The sequence below is a fragment of the Aquibacillus saliphilus genome (assembly GCF_020404745.1).
Lineage (GTDB): Bacteria > Bacillota > Bacilli > Bacillales > Amphibacillaceae > Aquibacillus > Aquibacillus saliphilus.
Genome location: NZ_JAIZAP010000004.1, coordinates 172,755 through 188,741, shown reverse-complemented (window position 1 = coordinate 188,741; position 15,987 = coordinate 172,755). Strand labels below are relative to the sequence as shown.

The 15,987-nt window shown below is 31.0% G+C and carries 33 protein-coding genes; all 33 read right to left on the bottom strand.

Annotation, left to right across the window (positions count from 1 at the left end):
* Positions 1-5: 5 nt before the first annotated feature.
* Entirely contained in the window at positions 6-539 is a 534-nt protein-coding gene (locus LD272_RS06475) for a host-nuclease inhibitor Gam family protein (protein ID WP_226035779.1), read from the bottom strand.
* The gene (locus LD272_RS06470; RefSeq protein WP_226035778.1) at positions 521-814 is read right to left on the bottom strand and encodes a hypothetical protein; all 294 of its coding nucleotides are present in this window, start codon (positions 812-814) and stop codon (positions 521-523) included. Before LD272_RS06470 ends, LD272_RS06475 begins: the two co-directional genes overlap by 19 nt.
* 222 nt (positions 815-1,036) lie before the next feature.
* A complete protein-coding gene (locus LD272_RS06465) occupies positions 1,037-1,189 on the bottom strand; it encodes a hypothetical protein (protein WP_226035777.1) in 153 nt (50 codons plus the stop codon).
* Between the two features lie 230 nt (positions 1,190-1,419).
* A complete protein-coding gene (locus LD272_RS06460) occupies positions 1,420-2,001 on the bottom strand; it encodes an Ntn hydrolase family protein (RefSeq protein WP_226035776.1) in 582 nt (193 codons plus the stop codon).
* 32 nt (positions 2,002-2,033) lie between these two features.
* A complete protein-coding gene (locus LD272_RS06455; protein WP_226035775.1) occupies positions 2,034-2,321 on the bottom strand; it encodes a hypothetical protein in 288 nt (95 codons plus the stop codon).
* A 30-nt stretch (positions 2,322-2,351) separates the two neighbouring features.
* Positions 2,352-2,651, bottom strand: coding sequence for a hypothetical protein (locus tag LD272_RS06450; protein ID WP_226035774.1), 300 nt, complete (start codon positions 2,649-2,651; stop codon positions 2,352-2,354).
* Positions 2,652-2,683: 32 nt separating this feature from the next.
* On the bottom strand, positions 2,684-2,848 hold the full coding sequence (locus LD272_RS06445) for a hypothetical protein (RefSeq protein ID WP_226035773.1): 165 nt from the start codon (positions 2,846-2,848) through the stop codon (positions 2,684-2,686).
* Between the two features lie 24 nt (positions 2,849-2,872).
* The gene (locus tag LD272_RS06440; RefSeq protein ID WP_226035772.1) at positions 2,873-3,136 is read right to left on the bottom strand and encodes a hypothetical protein; all 264 of its coding nucleotides are present in this window, start codon (positions 3,134-3,136) and stop codon (positions 2,873-2,875) included.
* Between the two features lie 34 nt (positions 3,137-3,170).
* Positions 3,171-3,368: a hypothetical protein gene (locus tag LD272_RS06435; protein WP_226035771.1), complete on the bottom strand. Its 198-nt coding sequence runs from the start codon at positions 3,366-3,368 to the stop codon at positions 3,171-3,173.
* A 31-nt stretch (positions 3,369-3,399) separates the two neighbouring features.
* Positions 3,400-3,555 carry a hypothetical protein gene (locus LD272_RS06430; RefSeq protein WP_226035770.1) on the bottom strand — a complete coding sequence of 52 codons (156 nt, stop codon included), beginning with the start codon at positions 3,553-3,555 and terminating at the stop codon, positions 3,400-3,402.
* Positions 3,556-3,585: 30 nt separating this feature from the next.
* Positions 3,586-3,924, bottom strand: coding sequence for a hypothetical protein (locus LD272_RS06425; RefSeq protein WP_226035769.1), 339 nt, complete (start codon positions 3,922-3,924; stop codon positions 3,586-3,588).
* Positions 3,925-3,976: 52 nt separating this feature from the next.
* Complete coding sequence (locus LD272_RS06420; RefSeq protein ID WP_226035768.1) at positions 3,977-4,312, bottom strand: hypothetical protein; 336 nt, start codon at positions 4,310-4,312, stop codon at positions 3,977-3,979.
* 212 nt (positions 4,313-4,524) lie between these two features.
* Positions 4,525-4,752, bottom strand: a complete 228-nt coding sequence (locus tag LD272_RS06415) for a hypothetical protein (protein WP_226035767.1) — start codon at positions 4,750-4,752, stop codon at positions 4,525-4,527.
* 34 nt (positions 4,753-4,786) lie between these two features.
* Positions 4,787-5,059 carry a hypothetical protein gene (locus LD272_RS06410; RefSeq protein WP_226035766.1) on the bottom strand — a complete coding sequence of 91 codons (273 nt, stop codon included), beginning with the start codon at positions 5,057-5,059 and terminating at the stop codon, positions 4,787-4,789.
* Between the two features lie 38 nt (positions 5,060-5,097).
* Entirely contained in the window at positions 5,098-5,265 is a 168-nt protein-coding gene (locus LD272_RS06405) for a hypothetical protein (RefSeq protein WP_226035765.1), read from the bottom strand.
* A 32-nt stretch (positions 5,266-5,297) separates the two neighbouring features.
* Positions 5,298-5,483, bottom strand: a complete 186-nt coding sequence (locus LD272_RS06400; protein WP_226035764.1) for a hypothetical protein — start codon at positions 5,481-5,483, stop codon at positions 5,298-5,300.
* Positions 5,484-5,629: 146 nt separating this feature from the next.
* Positions 5,630-6,247 (bottom strand): hypothetical protein, encoded by a 618-nt coding sequence (locus LD272_RS06395; RefSeq protein WP_226035763.1) that lies wholly within the window; start codon positions 6,245-6,247, stop codon positions 5,630-5,632.
* 20 nt (positions 6,248-6,267) lie between these two features.
* Positions 6,268-7,218 carry a class 1b ribonucleoside-diphosphate reductase subunit beta gene (nrdF, locus tag LD272_RS06390; RefSeq protein WP_255639667.1) on the bottom strand — a complete coding sequence of 317 codons (951 nt, stop codon included), beginning with the start codon at positions 7,216-7,218 and terminating at the stop codon, positions 6,268-6,270.
* A gap of 19 nt (positions 7,219-7,237) precedes the next feature.
* Positions 7,238-9,415 carry a class 1b ribonucleoside-diphosphate reductase subunit alpha gene (gene nrdE / locus LD272_RS06385; RefSeq protein ID WP_369413939.1) on the bottom strand — a complete coding sequence of 726 codons (2,178 nt, stop codon included), beginning with the start codon at positions 9,413-9,415 and terminating at the stop codon, positions 7,238-7,240.
* Positions 9,390-9,773 carry a class Ib ribonucleoside-diphosphate reductase assembly flavoprotein NrdI gene (gene nrdI, locus LD272_RS06380; RefSeq protein WP_226035762.1) on the bottom strand — a complete coding sequence of 128 codons (384 nt, stop codon included), beginning with the start codon at positions 9,771-9,773 and terminating at the stop codon, positions 9,390-9,392. Before nrdI ends, nrdE begins: the two co-directional genes overlap by 26 nt.
* Positions 9,774-10,007, bottom strand: coding sequence for a glutaredoxin domain-containing protein (locus LD272_RS06375; RefSeq protein WP_226035761.1), 234 nt, complete (start codon positions 10,005-10,007; stop codon positions 9,774-9,776).
* A gap of 14 nt (positions 10,008-10,021) precedes the next feature.
* Positions 10,022-11,395 (bottom strand): DHH family phosphoesterase, encoded by a 1,374-nt coding sequence (locus LD272_RS06370; RefSeq protein WP_226035828.1) that lies wholly within the window; start codon positions 11,393-11,395, stop codon positions 10,022-10,024.
* Between the two features lie 364 nt (positions 11,396-11,759).
* The gene (locus LD272_RS06365; RefSeq protein WP_226035760.1) at positions 11,760-12,281 is read right to left on the bottom strand and encodes a hypothetical protein; all 522 of its coding nucleotides are present in this window, start codon (positions 12,279-12,281) and stop codon (positions 11,760-11,762) included.
* Positions 12,282-12,318: 37 nt separating this feature from the next.
* Positions 12,319-12,771: a hypothetical protein gene (locus tag LD272_RS06360; protein WP_226035759.1), complete on the bottom strand. Its 453-nt coding sequence runs from the start codon at positions 12,769-12,771 to the stop codon at positions 12,319-12,321.
* A 29-nt stretch (positions 12,772-12,800) separates the two neighbouring features.
* Positions 12,801-13,055 (bottom strand): hypothetical protein, encoded by a 255-nt coding sequence (locus LD272_RS06355; protein ID WP_226035758.1) that lies wholly within the window; start codon positions 13,053-13,055, stop codon positions 12,801-12,803.
* 33 nt (positions 13,056-13,088) lie between these two features.
* Complete coding sequence (locus LD272_RS06350) at positions 13,089-13,277, bottom strand: hypothetical protein (RefSeq protein ID WP_226035757.1); 189 nt, start codon at positions 13,275-13,277, stop codon at positions 13,089-13,091.
* A gap of 50 nt (positions 13,278-13,327) precedes the next feature.
* Entirely contained in the window at positions 13,328-13,474 is a 147-nt protein-coding gene (locus LD272_RS06345) for a hypothetical protein (RefSeq protein ID WP_226035756.1), read from the bottom strand.
* A gap of 32 nt (positions 13,475-13,506) precedes the next feature.
* The gene (locus LD272_RS06340) at positions 13,507-13,683 is read right to left on the bottom strand and encodes a hypothetical protein (protein ID WP_226035755.1); all 177 of its coding nucleotides are present in this window, start codon (positions 13,681-13,683) and stop codon (positions 13,507-13,509) included.
* A 27-nt stretch (positions 13,684-13,710) separates the two neighbouring features.
* Positions 13,711-14,007, bottom strand: coding sequence for a hypothetical protein (locus LD272_RS06335; protein WP_226035754.1), 297 nt, complete (start codon positions 14,005-14,007; stop codon positions 13,711-13,713).
* A 31-nt stretch (positions 14,008-14,038) separates the two neighbouring features.
* On the bottom strand, positions 14,039-14,266 hold the full coding sequence (locus LD272_RS06330; RefSeq protein ID WP_226035753.1) for a hypothetical protein: 228 nt from the start codon (positions 14,264-14,266) through the stop codon (positions 14,039-14,041).
* A 173-nt stretch (positions 14,267-14,439) separates the two neighbouring features.
* Complete coding sequence (locus LD272_RS06325) at positions 14,440-14,643, bottom strand: hypothetical protein (RefSeq protein WP_226035752.1); 204 nt, start codon at positions 14,641-14,643, stop codon at positions 14,440-14,442.
* A 45-nt stretch (positions 14,644-14,688) separates the two neighbouring features.
* Positions 14,689-14,916, bottom strand: a complete 228-nt coding sequence (locus LD272_RS06320; RefSeq protein ID WP_226035751.1) for a hypothetical protein — start codon at positions 14,914-14,916, stop codon at positions 14,689-14,691.
* A gap of 63 nt (positions 14,917-14,979) precedes the next feature.
* Positions 14,980-15,933, bottom strand: coding sequence for a DNA cytosine methyltransferase (locus LD272_RS06315; RefSeq protein WP_226035750.1), 954 nt, complete (start codon positions 15,931-15,933; stop codon positions 14,980-14,982).
* Between the last annotated feature and the right edge of the window lie 54 nt (positions 15,934-15,987).

Here is a 15,987-nt window from a genome sequence, read left to right as displayed (position 1 = left end):
CACTCCTATTTTACAATCGTTTCTTCATCACTAATTTCAATATCTATATAAGATGATAAATTTTCTCCACTCTCTTTGTCATATACTTCACCATTCTGAACAACTAATTTAGATTTCAAATCTTTCCAATTTAAATTTTGTTCAGTTACATCTTCAACTAATTCTGGATATAATTTTTGAATATCTTTATACGTATCCTTGACAGGCTTTTGTAGTTTAGGTAAAGGCTTCTTTATCAAAATATCGCCCGATAAACTTGAATATTTCCATTGTGTCTTTGTGCTCTTTAAATCTTTTTGTTGTTTTGCGTAGGTGTTTAGTGTTGATAATAAATAATGGTTACGTTTCTCAAGTGTTGTTTTCTTATTTTCAAAATTTAACTTTAACTCAGCTATACGTTTATCTAATATATCCTTGTACTTCTTAATATCATTATTGTTCTCACGAATATCCTCAATTAAGGCATCCACTTTCCATTGCTCAAGTTTCGTTGCATCTAAATCCTCATATTCCAACTCATCTATTTGATTTGATTCCATAATTTCAACTCAATCCCTTCTCCTATTTTATCAATCTTCTTATCTATCTTATCTAAATATAAAATTACATCCTTCACATGTTCCAACTTTTCTTTTTTAATATCCAACTTAAGATAATAATGTTTTAATGTTGCTTGTAATGTTGTAAAGTAACCTATATTTTCTGTAATTTCTTCTTCTGTTTTCTTATCTAATCGACCAGTGCGTTTCTTTAATATGAAGCAGTAACTATCCGATTCAATAAAGTGTTTTTTATCTAATTCCAATTTACTCATCCTCCTTATATTGTATTGGATTAATGATCTTGGTGTCTTTCCTTTTTCTCCAACAGTAACGATTAAGTTTAGTGTCATAAATATGTAGTAGTAATCCATCCTCACCCATAACAACACCTGTTCTATCTATAGGTGTCGGATCAACGTGTTCTCCATTATATTTATAGAATACATACGAGACTTCTTTGATTTAACTCATCTCCTTTTCTTAAAATAATCGCTTTAATTAATTCTTGGCTTAAAGTAGCTTGAATCATTCCAAACAAATCCATAATTACTACCAGCGTAAATAAGAAATTCCGTTTTATTCCCTTCACTTCTAACCGAGTAAATAATAATCATTTCATCAGTTGCTCTATCTTGTAATTGAAACATTTTCATCACCCTTTTCTCACTTGATAAATTTGTGGTTTTAAATCAATCTTCCATTCCATAAAACAACATGAATGTAGTGAAAAATACTGCTATAATTATAGATATTGGTTTGTTAAATATTCCTATTGTTAGTAAGATACTTACAAATAAATAAACTGTAGCCAAAGCAATCAAAAGTAATATAGTTGTATTTAAAGCATATTTCATATATTAATCCTTTCGTTATAAGTTCAATTTTCATATGTTTCAACTTTATCGTCATAAGTGTTGATAATCTGATAGGGTGGTACAACAGAAGTACTAAATTTAGTAGCTGCTTGTAATGCTAAGTGAATTCTTTCCTCTGGAGACATATTTGAATTTTCGGTTGTTTTCAATGAGCCTAATGCGAACTCTTCTCCACTTCCACAAGCATCGTAACCATCAATTGATTCTCCAACTTGAAAGTCACTAGACACCTGATAAAGCCTATCACCATATCCAAGTAGGAAGCTACCGCCTGTTTTTTCACCGCTACTATTCTTAGAATACCCACCATCTTCAAATAGTTTGATAGTGTTTGGGATGAATCTAGTTACTAGATATTCATGATCAATATTAGGCTCATCTCTCGAATCTATTAATCCTTTTGCATACATTAATAATTGACCCATTCTATATGATGAAGTGTAGCCAACAACAGCCTTATTCGTATCCTTTAATTTAAATACTTTAGTGTCTTTTCTTACCGTTTTTGAATATCCATTAGAGCCTAATGAATCTCCTCCTATATATGTAACTCCGTTAAAGACTAATCCTACTATACAAGTCAATTAATCATTCCTTTCCATTTAAAATGTGATTTTTATAATGTGAATATTTCAATTTTCATCCTTGGATTTTCACCTAGAAAATGTTTTATTGGTAATTTTAACTCACATCCACGATTATCGAAGACTTTTAAAAAAGTTGAAGAGCTTTCATAAATCAAATACGTACCTGTTTTGTTTTCGTAGTGGTAGTTATAACCTTCATCACAACTAGATACAATCATCAGCCCGTTTAGTTTTTCTGTGGATTCATTATCTTTTATATGTATTGGCGTGTTTGGGCTAAGTTTATCTACATCAAACCCATACGTCTCTTTAAACATTTTATCAATCCTTTCTTATTAAACTTTTAATTAATCTTCATATTCAGGTAAAACCGATTTCAATGTTTTGATTATATGTGGTATTGAATCAGGTGTTGATCTAATATGAGAACCAATTTCATATAAGGCGTTTAGATACTTTTCTCTTAATTCATCTGGAAATTTAAATATTTCTTTAACAGGGTTTATATAATCAGTCTCAGATACAATTTCATTAAAAGAATAGCTAGTAATCGCACATTGACAAGGATATTCATTATATCCATTGTGCCTAACTCCTGTACCAAAACAATAACGACAATCTGAATTCGCTAACTCTTCAAGACTCATTTAATCATCTTCCTCCTTTTAAAATATGACTTTTATTTATCTGTATAAGTAAAAGAAAAACTGTTTCTTGCCCAAATCCTACCCTCTTCTTGTTGTAATGTAAAAATCCTAAGTTGTAATTCCGAGACTTCTTTTTTAATTTGTGATATTCTCCCCATGTCGTCACTGAAATCAATCCTTGCACTTGGTTTATCCATTTAGTTCTCCTTCCTTTGTGATTTTTATTTAAATGTTGCATTTACTTCAATTTCAACTTCATCAAAATAATCATTAAGTTTTTTTAATAATTCCTCCAAATTATCAGAAGAGTTGTCAGAAGCACACTGAACGTGCCCATTATTAACACACAACAATCTATATGTGTTGAATTCACGAGCAATCATATACAGATTATCATCGGAGACTTTGTGTTTTAAGAAAATAGGAACATCTTTCTTGGTTTTTGTGTTTTCTTTCCCTGTATAATTAATTTTAAAATTTGTCATTTAACATTCTCCTTTTTCATTTAAAATCATAATTTTACCACTCATCATAGTCAGTTAAATTTAATTCTTCTCCACTTTCGTCATCACAAATTACAGCAATAGTACCTAAACCCGTTGGCGTGAATCTGAAAGTGAACTGTCCACCAATTGCTCCAACATACGCTTCTTTTTCTTCCATCCACTTCTCGGCTTTTTTACTTTGTTTTTCATCTAATCCAAATGAATATTTCAATTGTTCACTCCTTTCTTATAAAAGGGAAATTTTATTCAACAATTTTAATAACAACTTTATCACTCAATAGTGAAACTGCTTTAAACTCAATCTGTTCAACTTCTCCTTCAGTATAATCACCTTCATAATATACATTTGCATCCATAGGCATATCTAGCAATTTTACAATTAAATCCTTTACTTCCATTTGTTTTATCCTCCTTTCAAAACCAAGATTTTATCCAATTCTACAATCGTCTAATTTAAATTCTTTGCAATATTTCTTCTTCCACTTCTTACGAATACGTTTCTTTTTAGGAAATTTATTGCCTCTAGGAAAAGCATAACCTTGACCAATGACAGTAAACGTACGACTATCGTCATTTATCTTACCAAGAAAATCTTCGTTAATTTGGATATCATTCATAGTCACCGAATATTCTCTATTGAATGCCAATAAACTATCTCCATCTTTAAATTCTCTTTCAGGTTTATATTCAGATTCAACTGTTTGCATACTTCCAACTTCTTCGCCATTCATAAAAAATTTAACGTCATCCTCTGTGCTCGAACCCATTAATTAACTCTCCTCTATTATTATATAATTTTATTTATATGAGTTAATTGATTCATTTAATCGTAATATTAAACGTCTTGGTTTTCATTTCCTTCTCTTTTTCTAACTGAGATAAGTTTTCCTTCTGATTAATAAAGTGTTTTTCTACACATCTTTTAATCGTTTCTTTCACCAATACATCATCCTTAAACCATTCATATGATTGTTCAAAAAAATCATCGTAATCTTTATATATGTCTTCGTCATGTATTGTCCACAACCAATTCTCTAAATTCTTTTTTAAAATTGTTTTGAATAGTTTATTTGGTTCTCTGAATTTAATTATCAAACTTACCCTATCCATCCGATCAGAGAAGTAATGCTTCTTTAATTTTGCCGACACTTCCAATTATTTAACCTCCTTAAATTATTTGATTGTAACTTTAACATCAATCTTATCCATGTTATTTATTTTCTTAGACATTGAATTCCGTCTTTGATTCTCTTTATTCTTTAAATTTAACTACTAAATCTAATCTTTCCGATCCGCAATAAATTGACTCTCCACCCCAATATTGCAACCATGCCTCTGCTGCTATCTCCAACTACTTATTCCTCCTTTTATACGAACCTCTTTATATCAGTTATAATCCCATCTTCAACCGTCGTCTCTGCTAAAGTCTTGTTTCCCTTTCCTCCGTTTACTGCATACACTCCATCTGTCGGAAATAAACCTCTTGGTGCAACATCACCTACTTTTGCTGGTTTTACATGTTTAAACACTTCCTTAAAATGACTCTCTACATCTACATTTAATTCTTTTTGCTTCTTTTTAAATATTCCAAACAATTTTATTCCTCCTCTCCCTTTTAAAATAAGTCTTTTATTTAATTACTCCATCCCAATTTCTAAAATCTGAAAAGAATTTGCTGTGTTTTACAGTCTCATAATGCCTATCCAAGATATCAATCATACTCTCATATAGTTTTTCGAAATTACTACAAGTCAACATCCCTTCTAATTGAGTGTCTTCTTCCGCATTTATAAGTTTGTACTCGATAGAATAGCCTCCATAAGAATCCTCTATATAAAATTCACAATCGTATTTAACACCATCATAATTAATCACTTTTTCTAATTTGTCTATTGTATTCAACTCCCTTTAAAACAAATATTATATGGCATTATCTTTGTTTAATCCTTACTTTTAATAGATTTATACAGTTTATCTAACTCATCCTCATATAAAGTAATCGAATCAATTTCACCATACCCATATATTTCTTGGGTTAAAGTTATGCGTTCACCATCAAAATCAGCAATACACTTAGCTTCTCCCGTCTCGAAAACAGTAATCTTCAACCTGTATCACATCTCCTTATGAATTCGTCATTTTAATCTGTTTTTGATTCAATTTTAATCACAGATGTTATAAATTCATTCAACTCTTTCACTTCATCATAATAAATTGAAATAACCCCATCTTGAACACTATCAAGATATTGTGTTAGAGTTACAACGCCTCCATCTGCTTCTGCAACTAATTCACTGTACTCATTTTTATAAATAACCTTTTTCATTTTTCTTGTCCTCCTTCCCGACTTAATAAAAACTTGCTTTTATCTCGTTAATCTAACCCTAATTATAGTATAATTATATTTATATAATATGTCAAGGTAAAGTTAAAGGATATGAACAATTATTTATGTCCATATCCCAAGTTGTGTTATTTATTTAATATGTCTGCTACAAATTGTGACCAAGTTTCAAGATTGTCGTAAACTTCTGTATCAACTAATGATTTAACATTAATCCATTCACCCTCAAGTTGCTCTGTTTCTTTAACTTTAACAGTTGCCTTCCTGTCTAAATCGACAGTTGCTAGTAATCCTATATGAACTTTTCCGACCTCATTTCCATCATCGTTAATCAATCCGATAATTTCCAACTTCTTAGTTGAACTTTGAATGTCTAATTCTTCATCTAACTCACGTCTAAGGTTTTCAAACAATTGGATTTCAAAGTTGCCAGTGTTTATTTTGTTCATATGTCCACCAACGCCTATTGATAGTTGATTATGTAATCTTTTTTCTCCACCACCAGTTAGACGTTTGTAGACAAATACTTCATTCACCCGTCTCACTACAGCATAAGGAATAGGTTGTTTGTAATTAAAATTATCTTCTGCATCACCTCTACGCATAACAGAAAAGTTCGTTTCTATATTTTCTAAAACCTTATTTAAATTATCTTTATCCGAATTAACACCTTGAAATGCTAATGATTCGTTTTCAAATATTTTTTCTCTAGGTGTAACAAGAATCTGCTCATCCATTTTGCTCAAATTATCATACCCCCAATTTACTAATAGTCGTAATCATCATCGTTCATATCTTCTACAATGGACATTAAATAGCCGTTACCAACTTGTGAGAAGAAGTCTTGATTAGCCGTCCCTGTTGACAATCCGTTAAGTACGATGGGGTTAACATCATCTCTATGATCTGGGAATAATGGAGACAACCCTAAATTCATCAATGCTTTATTTGCATTATATCTCAAGAATAACTTAACATCCTCAGTCCAACCTATCTCGTCATATAACAATTCTGTATATTTAATTTCGTTTTCATACAACTCATACAGTAGATTATAAGCCCATGTTTGCATTTTGTCTTGTTCTGTTTTACTTAACTCATTAAATCCTAATTTAAACTTATACCCTATGTATGTACCGTGAACTGATTCGTCTCTCAAAATCATTTTAATAACTTCAGCAACGTTTATTAGTTGTGACTTCCCTAAGTAGTATAGTGGCGTATAGAAACCTGAATAAAATAGAAATGATTCAAGAAATACACTGGCTACCTTTTGCTCTAAATGATTACCATCCTTATATATGTCGTTGATGATCTTTGCCTTTTTTTGTAGTAGTTCGTTTGAATTTGTCCATTGGAATATTTCAGTTATCTCTCTTGGAGTATTCAATGTACTAAATATAGAACTATAACTACGTGCATGTTCCGACTCCATGAATTGAATATTATTTAAAACGTCTAACTCTAATTCTGTCCTAACATTTTTACGTAAAGCCTGAACACCATCTCTTGATTGAAGTGTGTCTAGCAGAGTTAATCCGCCAAACACACGCTCAACTAATCTTTTTTCAATACTAGGTAAGCTTCTCCAATCTGATAAGTCTTTTGATACAGGCATTCTTGTGGATAGCCAAAATTGACTCGTTAGTTTTTCATATGTAGCCTTATCGACCATATCTTCTATTTCATTCCAGTTAATTGCATTATATTGTTCCAATATTATTCAACACTCTCCTTTAAATTGAACAGTTCTCACATTGATTAGCACCTATCTCATCACCATCATCAGTAAATGTTCGGACGTAATAAATTGATTTGACATTTCTTTTCCATGCATAATTTCTTAATATATTTAAATCCCTAGTTGTCTTTCTTTGCTCTCCACCATTCTTCCACTCATATAATCCTTCTGGAATTTCAGACCTCATAAACAAAGTCATACTCAATCCTTGATCAACATGTTCTTGTGCTGCAGCATAAACATCAATAACTTTTCGCATATCTGTATCATAAGCTGATTTATAATAAGGTATTGTTTCTTCTGACAAATATGGAGCAGGATAGTAAACTTTACCTGTCTTACCTTCTAGTCTTTCTTCAATTTTTTCAATAATTGGATGTATGGAACTTGTCGATTCATTTATATAACTAATTGATCCTGTGGGTGCAACTGCTAATCGGTAATTATTATATAAACCATGTTTTTGAACAGAATCTCTTAATGAAATCCAATCATCAACAGTTGGTATATGAATACCTTCAAACAATTCAATTACTTTATTTAGTTTTGGATGCCAATCATTGTTAAGATATTTATCAAAATATTTACCACTTGCATAAGCAGACTTTTCAAACTCGTAGAATGATTTCTTTCTTTCTTTTGCTATTTTATTACTCTCATACAAACTCCAATAGTTCATTAAAAGAAAATAAACACTTGTAAACTCGACTGATTCATCCGATCCATACTGTATTTGATTCTTAGCTAAATATCCATGTAAATTCATCGCCCCAAGACCAACTGAATGAGATAAATCATTTCCATTTTTAACCGTTGGTACAACATCAATGGATGAATTATCGGACACTTGAGACAAAGCTCTTGTAGCAACTCTAATCGATTTTCCAAAGTCAGGTGAATCCATAAGATTTACAATATTAGTAGAACCTAAATTACAACTAATATCACTACCTAATACTTCAAAAGTTTGATCATCATTAATAACTGATTCCCTTTGTGTCTGAAATATCTCGGTACATAAATTACTCATTACTATCTTGCCAAATACAGGGTTATTTCGATTAGCAGTGTCAATATTAATTATATATGGATAACCACTCTCATCTTGTAATTTACTGATTTCTGTTTCTAAATCTCTTGCTTTTATTTTTGATTTACGAACGTTAGGATTACTAACTAAGTTGTTATATTCTTTTGTAATGTCAATGTGAGAAAATGATATTCCGTATTCTTTTTCAACGTCATGTGGACTGAATAAATACATAAACTCATCATTTTTAGTTAACTCATAAAACTTATCAGGAACAACTAATCCTAATGAAAGTGTTTTAATTCTTACTTTTTCGTCTGCATTTTCTTTTCTTACTGCTAAGAAATCAACAACGTCTGGATGGAATACATTTAAGTAGACGACACCAGCACCATCCCTCTGCCCAAGCTGATTAGAGTATGTAAATGCATCTTCAAACATTTTCATTACAGGAACGACACCACTTGCACGATTTTCAATTCCTTTAATCGGATCACCGTTAGCCCTAATATTTGAAAAACTAAGCCCAACTCCCCCACCTAGTTTCGATAACTGTAATGCTGAATTAACTGCTCGACCAATTGAATTCATATCGTCAGCCATTGTTATTAAGAAGCAACTAACCATCTCTCCTCTTCTCTTTTTACCAGCATTAAGAAAAGTTGGTGTACTTGGTTGGTATCTTTGTGTTATTAACTCCTCGGCTAAATCCATTGCTAATTTTTTATTTCCGTTAGCACCATATAATGCATTAAAAGCCAGTCTATCCTCATATCTTTCAAGGTAACGTTGACCGTCATCTGTTTTCATAGCATACCTACCGTAAAACTTATAAGCACCCATAAATGATCTAAAGCGAAACTTTTTATCATAAACGTATTGAAACAATTTCTTTACAAATTTTCTATCATACTTGTTTAAAAATTCTTCCTCAATATAGTTGTTTTCAATTAGATAATCTAACTTTTCATCCAATGTATAAAAGAAAACTGTATTCGGGTTAACATGTTCTAAGAAGTATGCTGTTACGGCTTCCTTATCCTTTCCTAATTGGATTTTATCGTCTTTTGGTATGTTTAATAAATTGTTCAAAGTGAAATATGTATCTTCTTTAGGTTTATTGTTCAGTTCTGGTGATTGCAAGTTTATCCAATACCTCCTTAACTATTTCCACGTCTCTGTCTGTCCCAAAGTATTCAAAATCATGTAATATTGGGACTTTATATTTTTCTGATAAATCCTTAGCTGTGAATATATATAAATCATTGAAGTTATAATTGCCACTTCCTACAACACCTTTAAAATGTTTAAGGTTATCATTATATTCTACAAACTCGTTTATTGATTCTGTTATCTCATACTCATAAGTTGGAGAAATTACAATATAGTCTTCATTTACGTTAACTAAAGGATTTGCAGGATTTATCTCAATGGATTCAACATCAAAATTGTCCACAAATCTCTTACAATTACCTGTGATTGAAAGGTAAGCAACTAGCATTTAATCTTGCAACTCTTTTAATCTATCAGGATTAAATCCTACTATTGGATCAATACCATCCTTTATGATAACTGGCATAGCAGAAAACCCTAATTCATTTTTAACATAGTTTAAAGCATTTTGATCATCTTCTACGTTAATTGTATTAAATTCGATTCCTTCTCCTTGTAGGACAGTTTTTGTCATCTCACATTGAGGACAACCATATTTAGTATAGACCGTTACATTTGCCAACTAATCATCTCCTATTAATGTTTTCTATAATCCTCAATAAATAATTGAATTCGTCTTTCGTTTTTCTTAAAATCATTAATGCTTAACGTTCCAATTACTGAAATTTCATCGAACGCACCGACATCATTAGCATATTTACTGTCATTGAAACTCATCAAGTCTAGTTTATCTGATTTAATTTTCACATGTTCAGGCTTATTAGGAGGAAACAATTCTCTCTCATGTATGAATACATTATTTATATTTACAACAATTTTGGTCGAACCGTTGCCATACACATGATCGAATTCCAATATCCCTTCTACCAATTCCCACGTTAAATCATCTTCGGTTAACTCAATATCATATTCAATCACAGACTTAAATAATTCATCGTCTATGTTGTCATTTATGTATTGTTTAAATTTGTCCCAGTTTTCAACTTTAACTTCAGATCCTCCGGCTTCGGGATGTCCTGCAGCAAACTCAGCATAGGGGTTGTTCTTTAGGAAACTTTGTACATCAAATCCATTATAAGAACGATAACTACCTTGATATGACTCTCCGTTATCCTTCAATACTAATGCAGGTTTCTTATATTTATCCGATAACTTTTGAGCAACTAATCCGTTATAGTTTTTTGTAGCTTCTTTGTCAACTACATAAATAAACTTTTCATCTTGCATTGTTTTTTCATACTGCTTCATCAATTCTTTTATTCTCTGCTTGCGATCCTTGTTGGATTTTATTAGTGAATCTGCCATGCGTTTAGCTTTGAAATAGTCTTTCTCAAACATTATCTTAAATGCTTTTTCTATTTCATTATTTCTTGTTGTAGTATTAATAACTGGAATAATATCAAAATTGAATATCTGTGCTGTTAAAGTTTTATTTTGATTCCTACTAGCATTAACTAATGCCAACAAACCTACATTATTAATCTTCTGCATACCTTTGTAAACAAAATAACGATTCTCAGGTATTAACATATTCATACTGTCCGATAACAATGTTAAAGCTACTAAGTCTAAGTAATAATTTGTATCAACTTTATTATATGTATAATCCATTAACTCAATAAATTTAAATACCAACAATGTTGCACAACTATATGGATTAGGGTAACTATCTTGTTGTTGTTGATTAACCAGTATTACATATGGATTTTCTCTTTCTAAGTTGTGGTGATCAATAATTACAATATCCATTGTTTCAGATAGCACTTTGCACTCATCTGCTTCAGAACTTGATGAATCCAATATTAATAATAAGTCTGTATCCTTTGGTATGTTATCATCACTACCAATACCATGACCTTCTGAACGTTGATGTGCAATGAATGTAACATTATCAGTGTGTCGTTTTAAATAATCTACCATCATAACCGTTGATAATACTCCGTCAGGGATCTGGATCAGCTACAACAACAATCTTCTCATTATTTTTAATAGCTAATTCAATCCTGTGTATCGCCTCCCTTATATTCTTCAATAATAAAGGACTATGTGTACTCTTACTACTTGGATTTAAGAATAAGTTTACATCATCAATGTTCCTAACCCGTGATAAATAACTTTTTAAATTTCCGTCATAAGGAACGCTGCTTTTAGATTTCCATTCTATATTTACCACTCTCCTTATTAAATTAACGTACTATTATAGTATAATCCTATTTATATAAAAAGTCAATGGTATGACTTCTATTCATTTAATTTATATTAAAGAGAAAGCAGTCCTTTTTACCGACCACTTTCTCTGGATAAAAGGTAGTTTTTAATTAGAAATTGTCCAAGTAGGATTAGAAATTATATGGTCACGTAATTGGAATCCACTTGTATCAACTGTGATATTATTTTCACTCTCAACTAAATCAGTTACATCGTCTAATTTTTCCTTTAAACTTTTCTTTACAGCTATCAATTTTCCTATATTAACCTCAAAACAATCATTTACACTGCATTTAGAAGTAGTCAACTTTAACTCTCCATTAACAATTCCAGCAAATGTAACTTCTCTACGTGACGTATTAACTCTAAATTTAACCTGAGTAAATTGTTGTAGTTTAGCACTTAATTGATCATCAATATACTTTAATTCACGTTGGCGTTTCTCATATTTCTTTGCAGTTTCTAATGCTTGCTCATAACTTGTTTTTGATGGTGTTGTCATTTTATCTTCTCCTTTATATTGTTTTAATAAGTTTTCGGCTCTATCATATAATTTCTTCTGTTGATTCGTAATATGATTCATGCCAGACAGTACCTCGACAGTTTTCAAGGCATCTTCTAATTTCAATTAACCACTCTCCTTCCTTTTAAAAGCCTTCTTTTATTTATACTATTAACACATATAGCATATATACATAATAGGCAATCCAAATTAATATTGACGCTATACTTATAAAGCTTCGTCCACTTTTCAACTTATTCCTATATTTATGTATTCCAGAATCAGTTGTTAAATCAGGCTTTATTTTACCTTTTATTACGGCTGCAATTATAGACAATACGTATAGTCCTAGTAATGACAACGTTGGATAAGCTAATGGGTCATGCCCAAATGCTAATGAAAGGTAGAGCAAATCAAATACTAACGTTGATACCATAGTTAATATTAATCCGAGTGATGGTAATCCTAAGTCTATACTTGGTCTATAATTGTCTGCACCAACCTTAGCTTTCTTAATAGACTCTTCACCTAAGTCGATCATAGTTTGTTTAAATGGTTTGCCATATGCTAATAAGAAAACTTCAACCATTAACATAATAATTGTGAAAAATATCAATAAATCATCCCCTTATTTACACTTAAAATTTATTTCATTTTATAAAACTTTTTATAATCAAATCTATCTTGAAACCTTTCCTTTTTAGAAAACTCGATATAGGATGAACATAAAATTGAGAATGATAAAAGTATATTCATTATTGGTAGAAACATATAAATGATTGTCAATCTATGAGGAATGTAATCTGCATCACCTCCGTGTAGAGCATATACTTTTCTAAATAATAAATAACTTAGCACTACTGTTAATAAATAAATTAAAAAGATGATAGTTGTTATCAATTTAATCCCTCCTTTCCTTATAAAATGTCACATTTACTTTAATAAATCTTCAATATCTCTTCTGTTAAGATTCAATGTTGATAAAATATCTTTAGTTGCCCCTATATATCCGTCTTGATAACCAGGATCTTCACTAACAAAATCTTCATCCCAATCATCAAACATATCTAATATCTCACGGGCATGAATTTTGTTTAATCTTACGTCTAAAAATTTACCCATTCGTTATCTCTCTCCTTATAAAACGTGAATTTCTTTCAGTTGTAATAACTTTAGTATGAAAGTTCAGTAATGGTGCATCCTGTAATAACCATAAACCAGAATACTATCCAAAATATCTTAGAATACAAGTCACGTTTCGTCTCTTCTTGTATTCTAACTTTATCTAATTCTAACTCATACTGATCTTTCTCAGTCATTCACCATTCCCCTTCCTTGTAAAATGCAAGTTTTAATTAGTTTCATTTTCCTTCATTATATTTTCCCAACATTCTTTACAAACTACTTGCTCGTTACTAGTCTCATTAACTGCCTCGATAAATTCATCTATAGAGTATGTCTTTGTTATAGGAGTATTGCCATCTTCAAACAGGTGCTGACCTAAGCAATACCTTAGCATTTTATCCACCCTTTCTCACCTTTTAAAAGGCAAATTTTAAGTTAAATACTCTTTAATATCTTCCCATGATATATAACCATCCTCAACAAAGTCTTTTAAATCGTCTAAGGCATATTCTTTCACTATGTAATGGTCATTCAGATAATTTATAACGTAATCTGGTCTAGTATTAGCCTTAGATAAACCACAAACTTCTTCATAAACTTTGGGAACGTCATTAAGTAATTGGCGATAATCAGCAAGTTCTCTTTTAATTTGGTCTAAGTTTACTTTGCCGTTCTCCTCTACGATATCTTTCCAAAATTCATCATATACCCTTTCATATTTTTCCATCCATGTTCTCCTTTCCAACCTCAGTAAAACATTAACTGAATGTAACTTTCACACCTTTTTTACTATCCTTAAACTGAACAAATTTATTATTAAATCTCTCGTATCCAACGCCCAACATTTCCTTATAAGTTTTAGGATTTCCGCCAACTTTAATTTCTTTACCTTTTCCATCAAATCTAACTCCTGAGTTATACTGTGGTACAAACTCAGTCCCATTTTGACGTGCTTCTAATCTTCTCTCTTTACGTGATTCTAACATTAATCATTCTCCTCTTTATTATAATTTTATTTATATTTATTTATGATTAAAAAACTTTACTGTGTATTTCCCGACAAAAACTTTACGACTTAGGTAACGGATTTCTAATCTCCATAATCCTCTTCTTTTCCAATCCCTTCCTTGTAAAATGAACCTTTTATGTGTTGTATTGCTTATTCATAATTCATATGATGTTCTTCTAAGATTTCTATTGAGTAGTCTATGTCGCTAATGTCGTTTTTAATTTTTGTTCTTAATCGTTCAATATTTTCTTTTGGATGTCTATTTTCATAAACACTTTCATCAATATCGTTTAATTTTCCTCGCAGTTTCTCACGTTTATCTTTTAGAGTTAAAAGCGAATATCGCAATGTCATTTCCATCTCCCTTTCTTTTAAGTGGCAGTTTAATTAGTCTATAAATTATTCTTCGTGATAGTTATAAGATTCTTGCACCATATCGAAATCATCATTATCTAAAACATCTTTTGCAACTTGACACCATCCACCTAAATCCTGTACGGCTTCAACAAGTTCAGAGACAGCTTGCTCTTGCCCGATTTCTTTGCTGTCTAACAACCATTGACCTTCAGTGTCTCTTTTTAATAAACGAGCACCTTTCTTATGCAGATTAACTTTTATATTTTCCATTTTCATTCTCCTTTTCTCTTACTTAATTTTAGACAACATTTAACACTTAATAAAACGAACATTTTATCGAATTCCTTTTAAAATATGAGCTATCACATCCACCGTCCATCCATTGCCAATTGCTTTCTTTCTTGATGAATTGCTCAATCCTTCAGTAAATCCATCTGGTAATGTTTGCAATCTTTCTAGTTCAGTTAAAGTTAATCTTCTTATTTTACCGTCTATAAATACAGCTTGATTACATTGTGTGTCTAGTGTGTTTGACTTTCCTTTCCCCACTCTTCCTCTACGAGTATTGGAATTAGGTACTGAAAGATTAATGCTATCCCCTTCTTCAGCAATTAAATATCCTTGTTTTGTAGCGTTTCTGACAATCACTTGATTGCCGTCCATCGTTATAAATCGATCAATCATATTCCCCTTGATTTCAATTGGCTTACTTTTCATTAACTCTTCACTAATTATATAATCATCAGATACGTTATCTTCCAATATATCTATTAGATTAATATTGTTATCAATCGGTTGACTAACTTCAATATTAGTCCAATATAATCTTGGACGTTTTTGTGCAGACACCAAGAAAGAGTTAATGTTTGTAGGGTTAACACCTATGCGTTCAGTAACGACATCTTGCCATTCTTGTTTCATTACTACATTTTCAAGTAGGAAATTAACGTTGGGATTATTATTTTCCTTAATCCAATTTAGTATATCGATAAACTTTAATAATAATTGGCTTCTGGGATCATCAAAATTCAATCCTTTTCCGTTTCTGCTAAATCCTTGGCACGGACTCCCTCCCATAACGATATCAATCTTAGGCAGAGTTCCAAGAAAGTCTTCATTTAGTTGATTAATGTCACCTAATTGTACTGTATCTGGAAAATTTCTCATGGTTGATTCGATTGCTGGTTTTTCTATTTCACTAGCATAATAATTATCTACTTGAATATTCGCTCTATCTACAGCAACCCTACCACATGATATTCCATCAAATAAAGATAATATATTCATTAATTACCTCCTTATTATCCTATAATTTTATTTATATAAACTAAAAGAGCAGTT

Excerpts from the sequence above, each read along its gene's own strand:
- LD272_RS06345 (WP_226035756.1), bottom strand. The coding sequence starts at position 13,474 with ATGACTGAGAAAGATCAGTATGAGTTAGAATTAGATAAAGTTAGAATA.
- nrdI (WP_226035762.1), bottom strand. The coding sequence starts at position 9,773 with ATGCTAGTTGCTTACCTTTCAATCACAGGTAATTGTAAGAGATTTGTG.
- LD272_RS06330 (WP_226035753.1), bottom strand. The coding sequence starts at position 14,266 with ATGTTAGAATCACGTAAAGAGAGAAGATTAGAAGCACGTCAAAATGGG.
- LD272_RS06430 (WP_226035770.1), bottom strand. The coding sequence starts at position 3,555 with ATGGAAGTAAAGGATTTAATTGTAAAATTGCTAGATATGCCTATGGAT.
- LD272_RS06455 (WP_226035775.1), bottom strand. The coding sequence starts at position 2,321 with ATGTTTAAAGAGACGTATGGGTTTGATGTAGATAAACTTAGCCCAAAC.
- LD272_RS06450 (WP_226035774.1), bottom strand. The coding sequence starts at position 2,651 with ATGAGTCTTGAAGAGTTAGCGAATTCAGATTGTCGTTATTGTTTTGGT.
- LD272_RS06400 (WP_226035764.1), bottom strand. The coding sequence starts at position 5,483 with ATGAAAAAGGTTATTTATAAAAATGAGTACAGTGAATTAGTTGCAGAA.
- LD272_RS06320 (WP_226035751.1), bottom strand. The coding sequence starts at position 14,916 with ATGGAAAATATAAAAGTTAATCTGCATAAGAAAGGTGCTCGTTTATTA.
- LD272_RS06440 (WP_226035772.1), bottom strand. The coding sequence starts at position 3,136 with ATGACAAATTTTAAAATTAATTATACAGGGAAAGAAAACACAAAAACC.
- LD272_RS06465 (WP_226035777.1), bottom strand. The coding sequence starts at position 1,189 with ATGTTTCAATTACAAGATAGAGCAACTGATGAAATGATTATTATTTAC.
- LD272_RS06350 (WP_226035757.1), bottom strand. The coding sequence starts at position 13,277 with ATGGGTAAATTTTTAGACGTAAGATTAAACAAAATTCATGCCCGTGAG.
- LD272_RS06425 (WP_226035769.1), bottom strand. The coding sequence starts at position 3,924 with ATGGGTTCGAGCACAGAGGATGACGTTAAATTTTTTATGAATGGCGAA.
- LD272_RS06470 (WP_226035778.1), bottom strand. The coding sequence starts at position 814 with ATGAGTAAATTGGAATTAGATAAAAAACACTTTATTGAATCGGATAGT.
- LD272_RS06335 (WP_226035754.1), bottom strand. The coding sequence starts at position 14,007 with ATGGAAAAATATGAAAGGGTATATGATGAATTTTGGAAAGATATCGTA.
- LD272_RS06445 (WP_226035773.1), bottom strand. The coding sequence starts at position 2,848 with ATGGATAAACCAAGTGCAAGGATTGATTTCAGTGACGACATGGGGAGA.
- LD272_RS06325 (WP_226035752.1), bottom strand. The coding sequence starts at position 14,643 with ATGACATTGCGATATTCGCTTTTAACTCTAAAAGATAAACGTGAGAAA.
- LD272_RS06315 (WP_226035750.1), bottom strand. The coding sequence starts at position 15,933 with ATGAATATATTATCTTTATTTGATGGAATATCATGTGGTAGGGTTGCT.
- LD272_RS06475 (WP_226035779.1), bottom strand. The coding sequence starts at position 539 with ATGGAATCAAATCAAATAGATGAGTTGGAATATGAGGATTTAGATGCA.